This window comes from Streptomyces sp. NPDC090106 (genome assembly GCF_044747265.1).
GTDB lineage: Bacteria > Actinomycetota > Actinomycetes > Streptomycetales > Streptomycetaceae > Streptomyces.
Genome location: NZ_JBIVDS010000005.1, coordinates 31,463 through 47,695 on the forward strand (window position 1 = coordinate 31,463; position 16,233 = coordinate 47,695).

General features: G+C 72.7%; 16 protein-coding genes. 7 read left to right on the top strand and 9 right to left on the bottom strand.

Annotated elements, in window-relative coordinates; all coding sequences use genetic code 11:
* Positions 1–139: 139 nt before the first annotated feature.
* Both ACIPSE_RS17190 and ACIPSE_RS17195 read left to right on the top strand, forming a co-directional pair.
* On the top strand, positions 140–1,597 hold the full coding sequence (locus ACIPSE_RS17190) for an aldehyde dehydrogenase (RefSeq protein ID WP_401663213.1): 1,458 nt from the start codon (positions 140–142) through the stop codon (positions 1,595–1,597).
* Positions 1,598–1,605: 8 nt separating this feature from the next.
* Complete coding sequence (locus ACIPSE_RS17195) at positions 1,606–1,839, top strand: ferredoxin (protein WP_401663216.1); 234 nt, start codon at positions 1,606–1,608, stop codon at positions 1,837–1,839.
* A 10-nt stretch (positions 1,840–1,849) separates the two neighbouring features.
* Here ACIPSE_RS17195 and ACIPSE_RS17200 read toward each other — a convergent pair whose 3' ends face one another.
* A complete protein-coding gene (locus ACIPSE_RS17200) occupies positions 1,850–2,494 on the bottom strand; it encodes a TetR family transcriptional regulator (protein ID WP_401663219.1) in 645 nt (214 codons plus the stop codon).
* Positions 2,495–2,726: 232 nt separating this feature from the next.
* Here ACIPSE_RS17200 and ACIPSE_RS17205 point away from each other — a divergent pair, with 232 nt between their 5' ends.
* The 3 genes from ACIPSE_RS17205 to ACIPSE_RS17215 are packed head-to-tail and all read left to right on the top strand — an operon-like array spanning position 2,727 to position 5,874.
* Complete coding sequence (locus ACIPSE_RS17205) at positions 2,727–4,079, top strand: glycosyltransferase family 4 protein (RefSeq protein WP_401663221.1); 1,353 nt, start codon at positions 2,727–2,729, stop codon at positions 4,077–4,079.
* Positions 4,073–4,807, top strand: coding sequence for a class I SAM-dependent methyltransferase (locus ACIPSE_RS17210; protein WP_401663223.1), 735 nt, complete (start codon positions 4,073–4,075; stop codon positions 4,805–4,807). The genes ACIPSE_RS17205 and ACIPSE_RS17210 overlap by 7 nt, the downstream gene beginning before the upstream one ends.
* On the top strand, positions 4,804–5,874 hold the full coding sequence (locus ACIPSE_RS17215) for a prenyltransferase/squalene oxidase repeat-containing protein (RefSeq protein ID WP_401663225.1): 1,071 nt from the start codon (positions 4,804–4,806) through the stop codon (positions 5,872–5,874). Before ACIPSE_RS17210 ends, ACIPSE_RS17215 begins: the two co-directional genes overlap by 4 nt.
* 67 nt (positions 5,875–5,941) lie before the next feature.
* Here ACIPSE_RS17215 and ACIPSE_RS17220 read toward each other — a convergent pair whose 3' ends face one another.
* Positions 5,942–6,229 carry a hypothetical protein gene (locus tag ACIPSE_RS17220; RefSeq protein ID WP_401663227.1) on the bottom strand — a complete coding sequence of 96 codons (288 nt, stop codon included), beginning with the start codon at positions 6,227–6,229 and terminating at the stop codon, positions 5,942–5,944.
* 147 nt (positions 6,230–6,376) lie between these two features.
* Between ACIPSE_RS17220 and ACIPSE_RS17225 the strand changes: the two genes are divergently transcribed.
* Positions 6,377–6,892 (top strand): hypothetical protein, encoded by a 516-nt coding sequence (locus tag ACIPSE_RS17225; protein WP_401664442.1) that lies wholly within the window; start codon positions 6,377–6,379, stop codon positions 6,890–6,892.
* Here the strand turns inward: ACIPSE_RS17225 and ACIPSE_RS17230 are convergent.
* From ACIPSE_RS17230 to ACIPSE_RS17260, 7 genes are all read right to left on the bottom strand, one after another.
* Positions 6,882–7,892: an LLM class F420-dependent oxidoreductase gene (locus ACIPSE_RS17230; protein WP_401663229.1), complete on the bottom strand. Its 1,011-nt coding sequence runs from the start codon at positions 7,890–7,892 to the stop codon at positions 6,882–6,884. The genes ACIPSE_RS17225 and ACIPSE_RS17230 overlap by 11 nt on opposite strands.
* 104 nt (positions 7,893–7,996) lie before the next feature.
* Entirely contained in the window at positions 7,997–8,794 is a 798-nt protein-coding gene (locus ACIPSE_RS17235; protein ID WP_401663232.1) for a hypothetical protein, read from the bottom strand.
* Between the two features lie 359 nt (positions 8,795–9,153).
* The gene (locus ACIPSE_RS17240; RefSeq protein WP_401663235.1) at positions 9,154–10,107 is read right to left on the bottom strand and encodes an N-acetylmuramoyl-L-alanine amidase; all 954 of its coding nucleotides are present in this window, start codon (positions 10,105–10,107) and stop codon (positions 9,154–9,156) included.
* An 85-nt stretch (positions 10,108–10,192) separates the two neighbouring features.
* On the bottom strand, positions 10,193–10,849 hold the full coding sequence (locus ACIPSE_RS17245) for a class I SAM-dependent methyltransferase (RefSeq protein WP_401663237.1): 657 nt from the start codon (positions 10,847–10,849) through the stop codon (positions 10,193–10,195).
* A 164-nt stretch (positions 10,850–11,013) separates the two neighbouring features.
* Positions 11,014–12,762, bottom strand: coding sequence for an MFS transporter (locus ACIPSE_RS17250; RefSeq protein WP_401663240.1), 1,749 nt, complete (start codon positions 12,760–12,762; stop codon positions 11,014–11,016).
* Between the two features lie 116 nt (positions 12,763–12,878).
* The gene (locus ACIPSE_RS17255; protein ID WP_401664443.1) at positions 12,879–13,511 is read right to left on the bottom strand and encodes a response regulator; all 633 of its coding nucleotides are present in this window, start codon (positions 13,509–13,511) and stop codon (positions 12,879–12,881) included.
* A gap of 267 nt (positions 13,512–13,778) precedes the next feature.
* Entirely contained in the window at positions 13,779–15,038 is a 1,260-nt protein-coding gene (locus ACIPSE_RS17260; RefSeq protein ID WP_401663242.1) for a sensor histidine kinase, read from the bottom strand.
* 324 nt (positions 15,039–15,362) lie between these two features.
* Here ACIPSE_RS17260 and ACIPSE_RS17265 point away from each other — a divergent pair, with 324 nt between their 5' ends.
* Entirely contained in the window at positions 15,363–16,220 is an 858-nt protein-coding gene (locus ACIPSE_RS17265) for a MaoC/PaaZ C-terminal domain-containing protein (RefSeq protein ID WP_401663245.1), read from the top strand.
* Positions 16,221–16,233: the final 13 nt, after the last annotated feature.

Genomic DNA, 16,233 nt, shown 5'->3' on the forward strand with positions numbered 1-16,233 from the left:
GTCACCTACTCGGACCGGCTCCGGCGGCACGGTGAACCGGTGTGAGGTCTGTGGACTCATCCGAGTGGAACTGGTATCAGTTCCGGTATCTCAGAATCTGATGAACCGTCAGAGTCAGCTCCCGGGGAGGCGGTCGGCGATGACCGAGCTCGTGGAACACGGACAGCTTTTCATCGGCGGGGAGTTGACCGACCCCCTCGGCCCGGACGTCATCGAGGTGATCTCCCCGCACACCGAGGAGGTCATCGGGCGGGTGCCGCACGCCGCGCCCGGGGACGTGGACCGCGCGGTGGCCGCCGCGCGGCGGGCGTTCGACGAAGGGCCCTGGCCCCGGCTGTCGTTGGACGAGCGGATCGAGGTCGTCACCCGCATCAAGGACGGCATCCTCGTCCGGCACGAGGAGATCGCCCGCGTCATCTCCTCCGAGAACGGCTCCCCGTACTCCTGGAGCGTCCTGGCGCAGGCGCTCGGCGCGATGATGGTGTGGGACGCGGCGATCACGGTCGCGCGCGACTTCACCTACGAGGAGCAGCGCGACGGCGTCCTCGGCAAGATCCTCGTGCGCCGCGAGCCGGTCGGGGTCGTGGCGGCCGTCGTCCCGTGGAACGTCCCGCAGTTCGTCGCCGCCGCCAAGCTGGCCCCCGCGCTGCTGGCCGGCTGCACGGTGATCCTCAAGCCGTCGCCGGAGTCCCCGCTGGACGCGTACCTCCTCGCCGAGATCGCCCGGGACGCCGGGCTGCCCGAAGGCGTGCTGTCGATCCTCCCGGCCGACCGCGAGGTCAGCGAGTACCTGGTCGGGCACCCCGGGATCGACAAGGTCTCCTTCACCGGCTCGGTCCCGGCCGGCAAGCGCGTGATGGAGGTCGCCTCACGCCATCTCACCCGCGTGACCCTGGAGTTGGGCGGCAAGTCCGCGGCGGTCGTGCTGCCGGACGCGGACGTCGAGGCGACGGTCGCCGGGGTCGTCCCGGCGGCGTGGATGAACAACGGGCAGGCGTGCGTGGCCCAGACCCGCATCCTCCTTCCCCGCTCCCGCTACGACGAGTTCGCCGAGGCGTTCACCGCCGCGGCGAGCGCGCTGGTGGTGGGCGACCCGCTGGACCCGGCGACCCAGGTGGGCCCGCTGGTGGCCAGGCGGCAGCAGCAGCGCAACCTCGACTACATCCGCATCGGCCAGGAGGAGGGCGCGAAGATCCTCACCGGCGGCGGGCGCCCCGCGGGCCTCGACAAGGGCTGGTACGTCGAGCCGACCCTCTTCGGCGACGTCGACAACTCCATGCGGATCGCCCGGGAGGAGATCTTCGGCCCGGTGATCTGCCTGCTGCCCTACGGCGACGAGGCGGAGGCCCTGAGGATCGCCAACGACTCCGACTACGGCCTCAGCGGCAGCGTCTGGACCGCCGACGCCCCCCACGGCGTCGACTTCGCCCGCCGGGTGCGCACCGGCACGTACAACGTCAACACCTTCAGCCTCGACATGCTCGGCCCGTTCGGCGGCTACAAGAACAGCGGTCTGGGGCGGGAGTTCGGGCCCGAAGGGCTCAGCGGATTCCTGGAACACAAGATGATCCACCTGCCGGCCGACTGGGAAGGGTGACACCGGCCATGGGAGACCGCTGGCAGGTCGAGGTGGACCGCTCCATCTGCATCGGCTCCGCCCAGTGCGTGCACCGTGCCGCCGACGCCTTCCGCCTCGACTCCGCCATGCAGTCCCACCCCGTCGACCCCGAACCCGACGCCAACGAGAAGGTGCTGGAGGCCGCCGAGAACTGCCCGGTCGAGGCGATCGTGATCACCCTGCTGGGCAGCGGCGAGCCGGTGTTCCCGCCGGAGGAGTAGCGCGGCAGGGTCAGCTCCCCTGGCTCTCCGGGGCCGTCAGGTCGATCAGGCGGCACACCGTCTCGATGTCGATCTTCACCTGGGCGATCGAGGCGCGGCCGGAGAGCCAGGTGATGAGCGCGGAGTGCCAGGTGTGCTCGATGACGCGGACCGCGGAGAGCTGTGCCGGGGTGGGGTCGGCGAGCCCCATCGCGTCGAGGATGATCACCGTCGTCTGCCGGGAGACCTGGTCGACCTCGGGGGAGACGCTGCGGTCGGCGAAGGTGAGGGCGCGGACCATCGCGTCGGCCAGATGCGGCTCGCGCTGGAGCGCCCGGAACGCCCGCATCAGGGTCTCCGCCACCCGCTCGGCCGCGCTCTCGCCCTGCGGCGGCTTCTTGCGCAGCGTGCCGTGCATGTGCTCCAGCTGGTCCTGCATGGTCGCGACCAGAAGGTGGATCTTGGAGGGGAAGTAGCGGTACAGGGTTCCGAGCGCCACCTGCGAGGACTCCGCGACCTCCCGCATCTGCACCGCGTCGAACCCGCCCCGGCTCGCCAGCTGCGCGCTCGCGTGCAGGATGCGGCGACGGCGGGCCTCCTGCCGTTCGGTGAGCGGCGGGGTGTCGCTCCGCGCCGTTCTGGCTTCCACCTTGACCGGCTTGGCTTGCGCAGGCATGGATCGGATCCCGTTCCGTGAGTTCCCTGAGTTCCGTGACCGTCGGTGAGGGCGGGTGATCACACAGCATGGCAGGGCCGTCCGCCGTGGCGTGAATCACCTGATCCACTGCTCACAGCGTCCCTACCTGCCGGTAGATTCAGAGCCTCCTGAACGATCAAGTCTGAAACTTGTTCTAGATTAGCGTCCCGGCGTAATCTCGCGGGACAGTGCTGTGAGAAGGGGGCCCGGAGTGACCGCTGAGGCCAGTCAGGCGGGGTCCCAGGAGGATCCCGCAGCCGACGGCGAGCGACCGCTCAACATCGCACTCCTCACCTACAAGGGAAACCCGTTCTGCGGCGGCCAGGGCGTCTACGTCCGCCATCTCTCCCGCGAACTGGCCCGGCTCGGCCACCACGTCGAGGTGATCGGCTCCCAGCCCTATCCGGTGCTGGACGAAGGCGTGCCCCTCACCGAGCTCCCCAGCCTCGACCTGTACCGCTCCCCGGACCCCTTCCGCACCCCGGGCCGCGACGAGTACCGCGACTGGGTCGACGCCCTGGAGGTCGCGACGATGTGGACCGGCGGCTTCCCCGAGCCGCTGACGTTCTCGCTCCGCGCCCGCCGCCATCTGCGCGCCCGCCGCGGCGAGTTCGACGTCGTCCACGACAACCAGACCCTCGGCTACGGCCTGTTGGGCGACATCGGCGCCCCCCTGGTCACCACCATCCACCACCCCATCACCGTCGACCGGCAGTTGGAGCTGGACGCCGCCGAGGGATGGCAGCGCCGCTACTCGGTCCGCCGCTGGTACGCCTTCACCCGCATGCAGAAGCGCGTCGCCCGCCGGCTGCCCTCCGTCCTCACCGTCTCCGGCACCTCCCGCCAGGAGATAGCCGACCACCTCGGCGTCCGCGACGAGCGCATCCACGTCGTCCACATCGGCGCCGACACCGACCTGTTCAAGCCGGACCCGTCCGTCGCCCGCGTCCCCGGCCGGATCGTCACCACCTCCAGCGCCGACGTCCCCCTCAAGGGCCTCGTCTTCCTCGTCGAGGCGCTCGCGAAGGTCCGCACCGAACGCCCCGACGCCCATCTCGTCGTCGTCGGCAAACGCCCCGAGGAGGGCCCGGTGGCCGCCGCCGTCGAGCGCTACGGCCTCGAAGGCGCCGTCGACTTCGTCAAGGGCATCACCGACGCCGAACTGGTCGACCTGGTCCGCTCGGCCGAGATCGCCTGCGTGCCCTCCCTGTACGAGGGCTTCTCCCTCCCCGCCGCCGAGGCCATGGCCACCGGAACGCCGCTGCTCGCCACCACCGGCGGCGCCATCCCCGAGGTCGCGGGCCCGGACGGCGAGACGTGCCTCGCCGTGCCGACCGGCGACGCCGGCGCGCTCGCCGCGGGCCTGAGCCGGCTGCTGGCCGACCCCGGGCTGCGCGCCCGGCTCGGCCACGCGGGCCGCGAACGCGTCCTGTCCCGGTTCACCTGGGCCAAGGCCGCCGAGGGCACGGTCGCCCGGTACCGCGAGGCCATCGCCCCTCCCGGCCGCACTCCGTCCGCCCCCACCGTTGCAGGCATCCCATCCGAAAGCAGGGCCACGTGCTGACCGTCGACTTCTCCCGGTTCCCGCTAGCCCCGGGCGACCGCGTCCTGGACCTCGGCTGCGGGGCCGGGCGGCACGCGTTCGAGTGCTACCGGCGAGGTGCGCAGGTCGTGGCCCTGGACCAGAACGCGGAGGAAATCCGCGAGGTCGCCAAGTGGTTCGCGGCGATGAAGGAGGCCGGCGAGGCCCCCGAGGGCGCCACCGCCACGGCCATGGAGGGCGACGCCCTCGCCCTGCCCTTCCCCGACGACTCCTTCGACGTCGTGATCATCTCCGAGGTCATGGAGCACATCCCGGACGACAAGGGCGTCCTCGCCGAGATGGTCCGCGTCCTCAGGCCCGGCGGCCGGATCGCCATCACCGTCCCGCGCTACGGCCCCGAGAAGGTCTGCTGGGCGCTCTCCGACGCCTACCACGAGGTCGAGGGCGGCCACATCCGCATCTACAAGGCGGACGAACTCGTCGCGAAGGTCAAGGGAGCGGGCCTGCGCCCCTACGGCTCCCACCACGCGCACGCGCTGCACTCGCCGTACTGGTGGCTGAAGTGCGCGTTCGGCGTCGACAACGACAAGGCGCTGCCGGTACGGGCGTACCACAAGCTCCTCGTCTGGGACATCATGAAGAAGCCGCTGGCCACCCGGGTCGCCGAACAGGCGCTGAACCCGCTCATCGGCAAGAGCTTCGTGGTCTACGCGACCAAGCCGCACCTGCCCGCGGTGGACGCGCGGTGACGACTCCGCGCACCGAACACCTCGTCCTGCCCGGGGTGCTGACCGCCGGTCAGGCCGCCGCCACCGTCGCCGGCATCCTCGCCGAGCAGCGCGAGGACGGGGCGATCCCCTGGTTCCGCGGCCACCACCTCGACCCGTGGGACCACACCGAGGCCGCGATGGCCCTCGACGCGGCGGGCGAGCACGAGGCCGCCGGACGCGCCTACGACTGGCTCGCCCGCCACCAGAACGAGGACGGCTCCTGGTGCGCCGCCTACCGGGACGGCGCGTGGGACGACGTCACCGACGCCGGGCGGGAGACCAACTTCGTCGCCTACATCGCCGTCGGCGTCTGGCACCACTACCTCTCCACCGGCGACGACACCTTCCTCGACCGCATGTGGCCGACCGTCTACGCGGCCGTCGAGTACGTCCTCGGCCTTCAGCAGCCCGGCGGCCAGATCGGCTGGAAGGGTGAGCCGGACGGCACGTCCACCACGGACGCCCTGCTCACCGGCTCCTCCTCCGTCCACCACGCGCTGCGCTGCGCCCTCGCCATCGCCGACCAGCGCGAAGAGGCCCAGCCGGACTGGGAGCTGGCGGTCGGCGCGCTGCGCCACGCGATCCGGCGCCACCCGGAGCGGTTCCTCGACAAGGACCGCTACTCGATGGACTGGTACTACCCGGTGCTCGGCGGCGCGCTGACCGGCCAGGAGGCCAAGTCCCGTATCGAGGACGGCTGGGACCGCTTCGTCGTGCCCGGTCTCGGGGTCCGCTGCGTGGTGCCCAACCCCTGGGTCACCGGCGGCGAATCGGCCGAACTCGCCCTGGCGCTGTGGGCGATGGGCGAATCCGACCGCGCCCTCGACATCCTCCAGTCGATCCAGCACCTCCGCGACCCGGAGTCCGGCCTCTACTGGACGGGCTACGTCTTCGACGACGACGCGGTCTGGCCCCGGGAGCTCACCACCTGGACCGCGGGCTCCCTGCTCCTCGCGGTCGCCGCACTCGGCGGCCACGAGGCGACCTGCCAGGTCTTCGGCGGCGAGCGGCTCCCCGGCGGCCTGGACCCGGACTGCTGCGACTGAGCCGGGCGCGGGACCGCGAAGGGCCCAGCCGCCGATGCGCCCGGCGGCTGAGCCCGGTGGAGTGACGTCAGAGACGGTGGACCCGGTTGGCGATCGCGTGGCCCACGAAGAGGTAGACCACGGCGGCCAGGCCGTAGCCCGCGACGACCCTCGCCCATGCCTCGTCGAAGGTGAAGAGGTCGTGGGACCAGCCGGCGAGCCAGCGGGCGGAGTCATGGATGAACTGGACGAAGTCGTTGGCCCGGTTGGCGTCCAGCAGGTACATCAGGATCCACAGGCCGATGATGAAGGCCATGATGTCGGCGATCACGGCGATGACCGTGCCGGCGGAACCGCCCTTGCGATATGAGGACATGGATATCGGGTTGCCGCTGAACGGCGGATGAAACCCGAACGGGTTCGCCCGGGTGGCGGCGCCCACGCGCCCGGGCGAGGCTGCCGGGAGACGTGCCCGCACCCCTCCGGAGGCCCCGTGCTGTCCGTATCGACGCGCCGCCTGCTCATGGCCCTCGTGCTGTGCTGCGCCCTGTTCGCCACCGGTACCGCCTGCGGCGGGGACGACGATGACGCCGCCGGCTCCTCGACGGCCACGCCCACCGCGTCGGCGTCGGCGTCGGCGCAGAAGTTCGCCAAGACCCGCTTCGTGGCGAACGCCGGGCTCGCGGCCGGGGCGACGTACCAGTGGATCGTGAAGCCGTGGCGGGCGGGCACGTTCAAGAGCGGCGCCGACGGCCGCAGGGTGGCGCTCGTCAAGGCCGGTCTCGCGGGCACGTTCGCCTACAACCGGCTCAAGGCCGCCGCCCGCAACGCCGAGGGCGACCCGCTCCTCGCGAAGGCCGTGGCCCCGCTCACGGCCGGCATCGACGCCCTCAAGGACCTCCCGGCCAAGCTCCGCAAGGGCGACACCAGTGTGGTCGGCTCGTTCGAGGACGTCGTCGAGCAGATGAAGGACGCCGGGAAGAGCGCGGGCGCCGAGGTGACGGACCAGGTGCCGTCGACCTCCCAGCTCACCGGTTGAGGTCGGCCAGCACCCGCAGGGTCGCCGGGTCCGGCGCCAGCGCCAGCAGGTCCGTCACCGGCCCCTTGCGCCACAACTCCAGCCGCTCGGCGATGCGTTCGCGCGGCCCGACGAGCGAGATCTCGTCCGCGAAGGCGTCCGGGACCGCCAGCACGGCCTCCTCCCGGCGCCCTTCGAGGAACAGCCGCTGGATGCGCCGGGCCTCCTCCTCGTACCCCATCCTCGCCATCAGGTCGGCGTGGAAGTTGCGTGCCGCGTGCCCCATGCCGCCGATGTAGAAGCCCAGCATGGTCTTCACGGGCAGCAGCCCCTCGCGCACGTCGTCGCAGACCCTGACCTGGGCCATCGGCGCGACGAGGAACCCGTCGGGCGCGTCCGCGAGGGCCGCCTCGTGGACCTCGGGGCGGGTCGGGGACCAGTACAGGGGGAGCCAGCCGTCGGCGATCCGGGTCGTCTGGGCGACGTTCCTCGGCCCCTCCGCGCCGAGCAGGACGGGCAGTTCGGCCCGCAGCGGATGGGTGATGGGCCTGAGCGCCTTGCCGAGCCCGGTGGCGTCCGGACCGCGGTAGGGGTGGGCGTGGAAGCGGCCGTCCACCTCGACGGGCGCCTCGCGCCGCAGGACCTGGCGTACGACGTCGACGTACTCGCGGGTCGCGGTGAGCGGCGACTTGGGGAACGGGCGGCCGTACCAGCCCTCCACCACCTGGGGGCCGGAGAGCCCGAGGCCGAGCAGGACCCGGCCGCCGGAGAGATGGTCCAGGGTGAGGGCGTGCATCGCGGTGGTGGTCGGTGACCGCGCCGCCATCTGCGCGACGGCCGTACCCAGCTTGATCCTTGAGGTGTTGGCCGCGATCCAGGTGAGCGGCGTGAAGGCGTCCGACCCCCAGGACTCGGCGGTCCACACGGAGTCGTACCCGAGCCGCTCCGCCTCCTGGGCCAGCGGCACATGGCGGGGGTCGGGGCCGCGCCCCCAGTAGCCGAGTGCGAGACCGAGCCGCATAGCCGCCTCCTGACGGTCCGTCAGTTCCTGTGGGAGGAAGGCGACTGTACGACAACGGCCCCTCACCCGGAAGGGAGAGGGGCCGCGAGGGTGTCCGTGGGGCGTCAGCCGCGCTGGATGCCCGAGGTGTCCTGGAGGACGCCACGACGGCCGTCCTGCGTCTGGGCCACCAGGTTCGGGCCGCGCTGCTCGACGGCCAGGTACCAGGTGCCGGGGGCCAGCTCGGCGATCGGGCTCGGCGAGCCGTCCTCGGCGAACAGGGGGCGCGGGACCGGGACCGCGAACCAGAACGGGGAGAAGTCCCCGCCGGACTGCGGCGCCGGCGGCTGCGGCTGACCGGGCTGCGGCTGGCCGCCGAAGGGCTGAACGGGCTGCGGCTGCCCCGGCTGACCACCGAACGGAGGCTGCGGCTGCGGGGCGCCCGGGTAGCCGTAACCACCCTGCGGCTGACCGCCGTAGGGCTGCGGGGCGGCGGGGCCGGGGGCCGGGATGAGGGCGGCCTGGAGAGCCGGGACCAGCGGGCCGGCGATGGCGCCGCCGGCCAGGGCGAGCGCCGCGATGAAGCCGAGGATGAGACCGCCGCCGGCGTTCAGGCCGTCCGGGACGTCCACCAGCGACCAGAAGAGGATCCACGCCACCAGCACGGCGAACGACGTGCCGACCGCGCCGAGGTCCAGCCCGGCGATCTTGCGCGGCTGGGGCAGGATCCGGTTGACCGCGATCAGCGCGGCGGCGATCACGCCGCCGAAGTAGACGCCGAAGCCCATGTACAGGTATTCCCACGAGTTCGGGGTGTCGCTGTAGCCGTTGGCGGTGTAGAAGCTGAGGAACGACGCGATGAACAGCAATACCGCTGCTCCGATCACCACGCCGTCGCCTCTAGTGAGGGAGCGGATATTCACTTCAGTCGGTCCTTCGTCAGTCGTCTCTTCGCCGGCATCGCTGGAGGCGTCGCTGTCACCATGTCGCCGTCAGGCCCCGGTGTGAAGCGCGGGGGTGGCCCCTCATCGTAAGGATGACCTTATCGTCCGTCCGACGAACGTGTCCGTGGAGATCAGTCCGCGGACCGCCGGCCACGCAGGAAACTCACGATTCCTTCAGACATCCCCCGAGCCGCCGCCTGCTGCCGTCAGGCACCGCTGGTCGACGGTGCCGCGTCCTTGCTATCGCGCATGGTGCCCCACTCGACAGACATCGTCGTGTTTGTTGGCAGATCGAGATGGTTGGGACGTGTGCGCGCGAGCCTCGCGGACGGTGCCGGCTACCGCTCCAGGAAGCCCGCGATGCCCTCGGAGATGCCCTCGGCCGCCTTCTGGCGCCAGGCGCCGCTCGTCAGCAGGGCCGCGTCCTTGCTGTCGCGCATGTTGCCGCACTCGATGAACACCTTCGGAACCGTTGACAGATTGAGACCGCCGAGGTCCTTCCGCGTGACGAGTCCGGTGCCGTCGCCGATGTAGTTGGAGGGCGCGCTGCCCGTCGCGCGGACGAAGTTGCCCGCGATGCGCTCGCCCAGATCGCGGGAGGAGGCGACGATGGGGCGGGTGTCCGCGCCCCCGGAGTGGACGCTGCCCGGCAGGATGACGTGGAAGCCGCGGTTGCCCGCGCCCGCGCCGTCCGCGTGCACGGAGACCACCGCGTCGGCGTGCGCGTCGTTGCCGATGCGGGCCCGCTCGTCCACGCACGGGCCGTACGGCCGGTCGTCGTCCTGCGTCAGCTTCACCGTGGCGCCCTGCTGCTCCAGCAGGGTGCGCAGCCGGTGGGCCACGTCGAGGGTGAACCGGGCCTCGGCGTAACCGGAGTTGGTCGACGTGCCCGTCGTATCGCATTCCTTCCGGTTCGTGCCGATGTCCACCTTCTTGTTGATCTCGGCCGTGTGCTGGAAGTTGCCGGGATTGTGCCCCGGGTCGATGACGACGACCTTGCCCTTGAGCGGGCCGGACACGGTCGAGGACGTCGAGGCGGCGGTGGGCGTGGGACTCGGCTTCGCGTCGGAGCCGTCGGAGCCCTCGGTGGCGGGAGCCGCCGCGCCGGAGGAGGCGGACGCCGGGGCGCCGATCGCCTGCCGGTCCGCGCCGCCGCCGTCACCGCCCACGGTTTGGTGGACCACCCACCCCAGCAGCGCGCCCGGCACGAGCGCGGCGACCGCGACGGTCAGGGGGCGGAACCGGGAACGGCGGGGCTGGGGAGGATCGAAGTCCGGGCCTGCGTACGACACGCCTGCCACCATACGGGCCCGCCGCGGCGACCGTGCGGAGGGCGCGGACCCGGACGCCGATCGGACGCCCGGTCCCGGACACCGGTCAGACGCCCGGCCCCGTCCGGCGCAGTACGCGCAGGGTGTCCGTCGCCGAGACCTCCGTGAACGCGCCCGATTCCAGGGCCCGCAGATAGATCCGGTACGGGGCCTGCCCGGTGAACTCGTCCTTCGGGTCCGGGTGCACGTCGTGGATGAGCAGGAGGCCGTCCGTCGCCACATGGGGCGCCCAGCCCTCGTAGTCGGCGCTCGCGTGCTCGTCGGTGTGGCCGCCGTCGATGAAGACGAGCCCGAGGGGGGAGTTCCAGACCTTCGCGACCTGGGGGGAGCGGCCGACGAGCGCGACCACGTGGTCCTCCAGACCGGCCCGGTGCAGGGTGCGGCGGAACGTCGGCAGCGTGTCCATCACCCCGAGCGCGGGGTCGACGGTCTCCGGGTCGTGGTACTCCCAGCCCGGCTGCTGCTCCTCGCTGCCGCGGTGGTGGTCGACGGTGAGGGCGGTGACCCCGGCCCCGCGGGCCGCGTCGGCGAGCAGGATCGCGGACCGGCCGCAGTACGTGCCGACCTCCAGGAGGGGCAGTCCGAGGCCGCCCGCTTCCACGGCCGCCGCGTGCAGGGCCAGCCCCTCGTCCAGGGGCATGAAGCCCTTCGCCGCCTCGAACGCGGCCAGGATCTCGGGCTCGGGCGCGGTGGCCGCGGTCATGGGGTCGGTCCTTCCGGTCGGGCGAGCGTCTACGGCCCCCATGCTGCCGCACCCCCTGTCGACGGTTCGACAGAGGGTGCGGAACATGCCCGGGGGCGCGGGGAGCCGCGCGACCGGCCACGACGGCGGCGCGCACGCCGCCGCACGGCGGAACCGGCCGGGCCCTACGCGTTCACCGATTCCGCCGGCAACGACAGATCCAGAGCCACCGCCAGCTCCTCCCCGGAGTGCGTGGCGGACGAGGCGAGCGGCCCGTGCCCCACCGCCCGTGCGGCCAGGACGTACGCCCCTTGCGCCGGCACGGCCAGCGCGTAGCCGCCGTCCTCGTCGGAGACCACCGCTCCCGCCTGCCGTCCGCGGCGGTCGATCAGCGTGACCTTGGCGCGCGGGACGGGCGAGCCGGCGGCGTCCAGGACCCGGCCGCGGAAGCCGCGCAGGGCCTGCTCGGCGCGCTCCAGGTTGGCGTCCTCCTCGCTGCTCGCGCGCAGCTGGGGCGCGCGGTCCGGCTTCGGCAGGAAGAACGCCATCAGCAGGCCGACGGCGACCGCGCCCGTCGCGATGAGGAAGGAGACCCGGAAGCCGTGCATGGTCGGGATCGCGACGCCGTTCACCGTGTTCGCGGTGTTGGCGAGGACCATGCCGATGACGGCGCTCGACACGGACGTGCCGATGGACCGCATCAGGGTGTTGAGGCCGTTCGCCGCGCCCGTCTCCGACGCCGGGACCGCTCCGACGATGAGGGCGGGCAGCGAGGAGTAGGCGAGGCCGATGCCGGCGCCGAGGACGACGGCGATGACCAGGCTCTGCCAGGCCGCGCTCATCAGACCGAGGCCCGCCCCGTAGCCGACGGCGATGATCAGCATGCCGAGGATGAGCGTGAACTTGGGGCCGTACTTGGCGGAGAGCCGGGCGTAGACGGGCGCCGTGACCATCATCGTCAGGCCGAGCGGCGCGACCAGGAGACCCGCGGCGACCATCGACTGGCCGAGTCCGTAGCCGGTGGCCTTCGGCAGCTGGAGAAGCTGCGGCAGGACCAGCGAGACGACGTAGAAGCTGACGCCGACCATGATCGACGCGAGGTTGGTGAACAGGACGGCCGGGCGGGCGGTGGTGCGCAGGTCGACCAGGGGCGCGGCGCTGCGCAGCTCGAACAGGCCCCACAGGAGCAGGACGAGCGCGGACGCGCCGAACAGGCCGAGCGTGGTGCCGGACGTCCAGCCCCAGTCGCTGCCCTTGGTGATGGGCAGCAGGAAGAGGACCAGGCCGGCGGAGAGGCCGAGCGCGCCGGGCAGGTCGAAGGTGCCCGCCGCGCGCATCTGCGACTCCGGTACGACGAGCAGGGTCAGCGCGATGGCGAGGACGCCGAGACCGGCGGCGCCGTAGAACAGGGCGTGCCAGTCGGCGTGCTGGGCGATCAGGGCCGCCAGCGGCAGGGCGAGGCCGCCGCCGACGCCGATGGAGGAGCTCATCAGGGCCATCGCCGAGCCGAGCTTCTCGCGGGGCAGCATGTCGCGCATCAGGCCGATGCCGAGGGGGATCGCGCCCATCGCGAAGCCCTGGAGGGTGCGGCCGACGATCATCGGGAGCAGGGCGCTGGTGAACGCGCTGACCAGCGCGCCGACCACCATCACCGCGAGGCTGGCTATCAGCATGCGGCGCTTGCCGTACAGGTCTCCGAGGCGGCCCATGATCGGCGTGGCCACGGCACCGGAGAGAAGGGTGGAGGTCAGGACCCAGGTGGCGTTGCTGGGCGCGGTGCCCAGCAGCTGCGGCAGGTCCTTGATCACCGGGACGAGCAGGGTCTGCATCACCGCGACGACGATGCCCGCGAAGGCGAGGACGGGGACTACGGCGCCGGACGCTCTTCGGTCGGGCGCGGCGGTCGGCGTGGGGGCGGCTGTGTCAGCGGTCATGTCAGTCAGGAACTCGGTTCACCCGGGCAACTATTCCGGTGCTTCGAGCAGCTAACGATTTCTTTGTCTTTTCTTGGTGAAGACGGCCCGATACCGGGTCCCCTGCCGGGTCCCCGCTACAGCCAGCCCTGCCGGCGGGCCTCCTGGAGGGCTTCCGTGCGGTTGCGGGTGCCCGTCTTGCCGATCGCCGAGGAGAGGTAGTTGCGGACCGTCGACTCGGAGAGATGGAGCGCGGCGGCCACGTCGGCGACGGTCGCGCCGTCCGCGGAAGCGGTGAGGACGTCGCGTTCACGGGCGGTGAGCGGGTTCGGCCCGGCGCTCAGCGCGGCGGCGGCCAGCCCCGGGTCGATGACGGTCTCGCCGGTCAGCACCCGGCGGATCGCGGAGGCCAGTTCCTCCACGGGGCCGTCCTTCACCAGGAAGCCCGCCGCCCCGGCCTCCATCGCCCGGCGCAGATAGCCGGGGCGGCCGAAGGTCGTCAGGATCAGCACCCGGCAGTCGGGTGCCTGGTCGCGGAGGTCGGCGGCGGCGTCCAGGCCGCTCCTGCCGGGCAGCTCGATGTCGAGGAGGGCGACGTCGGGGCGGTGCACGAGCGCCGCGTCCACGATGGCGTCCCCGGCGCCGACCTGGGCGACCACCTCCAGATCGGCCTCCATCCCCAGGAGCAGCGCGAGTGCCCCGCGCATCATCCCCTGGTCCTCGGCGAGCAGCACACGGATGGACTTGGCGGGGCGATGGTCGCGAGGCATCTCGTTCACGGCCCCAGCGTAGGGGGAGGGGCGGGGGACGGCAGGGCGTGATGGGGCCGTGGGACTCGGCTCGGTGGGCCGGGGCCTGTCGTCGGGGCGGGCCGGTCGCCAGGCGGGAGGCGCGGCCGGATCGGCCGTCGGCCGCGGCGGGCGACGCGGCGGGGGCACCTCCCGGCCCGAGGCCGGGGGACGGCGGCGCGGCAGACGCGGGGTCCGGCGACGGCGGCCCGGCGACGGCGGCCCGGCGGCCGGTACGGGAGGGCGACCCTAGGCCGATTCGAGCAGGCCGCCCGACGGGGTCCGGTCCCGCGGCGGCAGCACGGGGTCCGTCTCCGTCGGCAGTTCCGCCGTGACCGTGAATCCGCCGCGGGGGCCCGGCCCCGCCTCCAGGTGGCCGCCCGCCGCCGCGAGCCGTTCCCGGAGCCCGCGCAGACCGGTGCCGCCCGCCGAGGGCACCGGCGCGGTGGCCCGGCCGTCGTCCGTGACGCGCAGGCGTACGCGTTCGGTGTCACCGGTCACGGAGATCTCGCAGCGCGAGGCGCTCTCCCCGTGCCGGACGACGTTGGTGACCGCCTCGCGGACCACCCAGCCCAGCAGGGCCTCCGCGCGGGCGGCGAGCGGGGGCCCGGAGAGATGGACGGACGGCTCGACGCCGGCGGCCCGCAGCGCCGAGGCGGCGCGGTCCAGGTCCGTGCTCAGGCTGCCCTCCCGGTAGCCCGTCACGGCCTCGCGGATCTCGGTGAGCGCCTGGCGGCCGACGGACTCGATGTCGGTGACCTGCGCCAGGGCGGCGTCCAGGTCGCGCGGCGCCAGCCGCCGTACGGCCTCGGACTTGACGACGATCACGGACAGCGTGTGGCCGAGCAGGTCGTGCAGGTCGCGGGAGAAACGGAGGCGCTCCTCGGCGACCGCGCGCCGGGCCAGCTCCTCGCGGGCGGCGCGCAACTGCCGTACCGCCTCGGAGAGGGAGAGGATCGCGGCGGTCACCATGGTGGACAGGAACGTGGCGTAGGTGATGTTGAACGCGTCCCAGCCGTCGCGGTACGCGGAGACCGCGCCCGCCAGCGCGGCCAGGGCGAGCCCGATCCGGCCCAGGTGCGGGCCGCGGGTCACCGCTCCCGTGGCGAGGCCGAGCAGCGGGAAGAAGTAGAGCCAGCTGCCGCCGTAGCCGAGGGCCAGGCCGCAGGTCACCAGGCCCATCAGCAGCAGGGCCGCCTTGGTCGAGCGGGACTCCCGGGCCTCCCGGACGAAGGACCGGAAGACCACGTACACATAGAGGGAGTTGAAGGTGAGCAGGCCGATCGCGCCGATCCACGGCTGAGGCGTGTCCGCCTGGAAGAGGTTGGAGAACCCGCCCATCCCCAGCAGCAGCCAGGGCAGGAGGGAGAAGCCGGTGGGCGGCGGGCCCGGCTCGTCCGCACTCCCGTCCGTCCCGCGCCGGTCGTTCCGGCACTGCCCGGTGCCGGTCTGCCACCGAAGCCACGCCCGCGTTCCGCCACCGCCGCCGTTCCCGGTCCCCTGTGTCATGCGTCCACGGTACGAACGGCGCCCACCTGCGCGGCAGGGTCAGGTGTACACGGGCTCCCGGGACAAATGTCACGGTCGCCGGGCCGCGAGCCGGATCTGACATACCGTCAGCAGTCTTCACATGTGCCGGGAGCTGGGCTATACAGGGGGCGCCGTACTGGAACGCGTTCCAGGTCCTGACGCTGGGAGCCCCGGAGGACCGGGAGGCGGGCCGGCGCGGTGCCCCGAACGACCTCGGTGCGGCCGACGGTGCGGACGGCCGCGCCGAGGTCTCCGTACCCGAGCGAGCCTCCGTGCCTGACGCGAGCCCCCTTCAGGAGTCCCATGCCCATCGACGCCGCCAAGGCCGTTGCCGCCCCGCCCCGTACCGGCGAGATCAGCTGGAACAGCAAGGACGTGCAGCTCTACCACCTCGGGATCGGGGCGGGCGTCCCGGCCACGGACCCCGACGAGCTGCGCTACACCCTGGAGTCCCGCCTCCACGTCCTGCCGAGCTTCGCGACCGTCGCCGGCAACGGCGCGCCCGGTGTGATCAGCGGGCTGTCCATGCCCGGCATCGAGGTCGACCTGGCCCGCGTACTGCACGGCGGCCAGACCCTCACCCTGCACCGGCCCCTCCCCGCCGCGGGCACCGCCACCTCCACCGGCCGGATCGCCGCCGTGTACGACAAGGGCAAGGCCGCGGTGCTCGTCATGCGCACCGAGGTCGCCGACGCCGACGGGCCGCTGTGGACCAACGACGCCCAGATCTTCATCCGCGGGGAGGGCGGCTGGGGCGGCGACCGTGGACCCTCGGGGCGGCTCGAAGCGCCCGAGGGGGAGCCCGACCGGGTCGTCGAGCACACCCTGCGGGAGGACCAGGCGCTCCTGTACCGGCTGTCCGGCGACTGGAACCCGCTGCACGCCGACCCCGAGTTCGCCAAGGTCGCCGGGTTCGAGCGGCCGATCCTGCACGGCCTGTGCACCTACGGCATCGCGCTCAAGGCGGTCGTCGACACCCTGCTCGGCGGGGACGTGACCCGGGTGCGGTCGTACGTCACCCGGTTCGCGGGGGTCGTGTACCCGGGGGAGACCCTGCGCATCCGGATGTGGCACACGCCGGAGGCGACACAGATCGCCGTCAGCGCCGTCGACCGGGACGACGCGGCCGTTCTCGCCGACACCCTCGTCCGCCACACCTGAGCCGACCCACCTG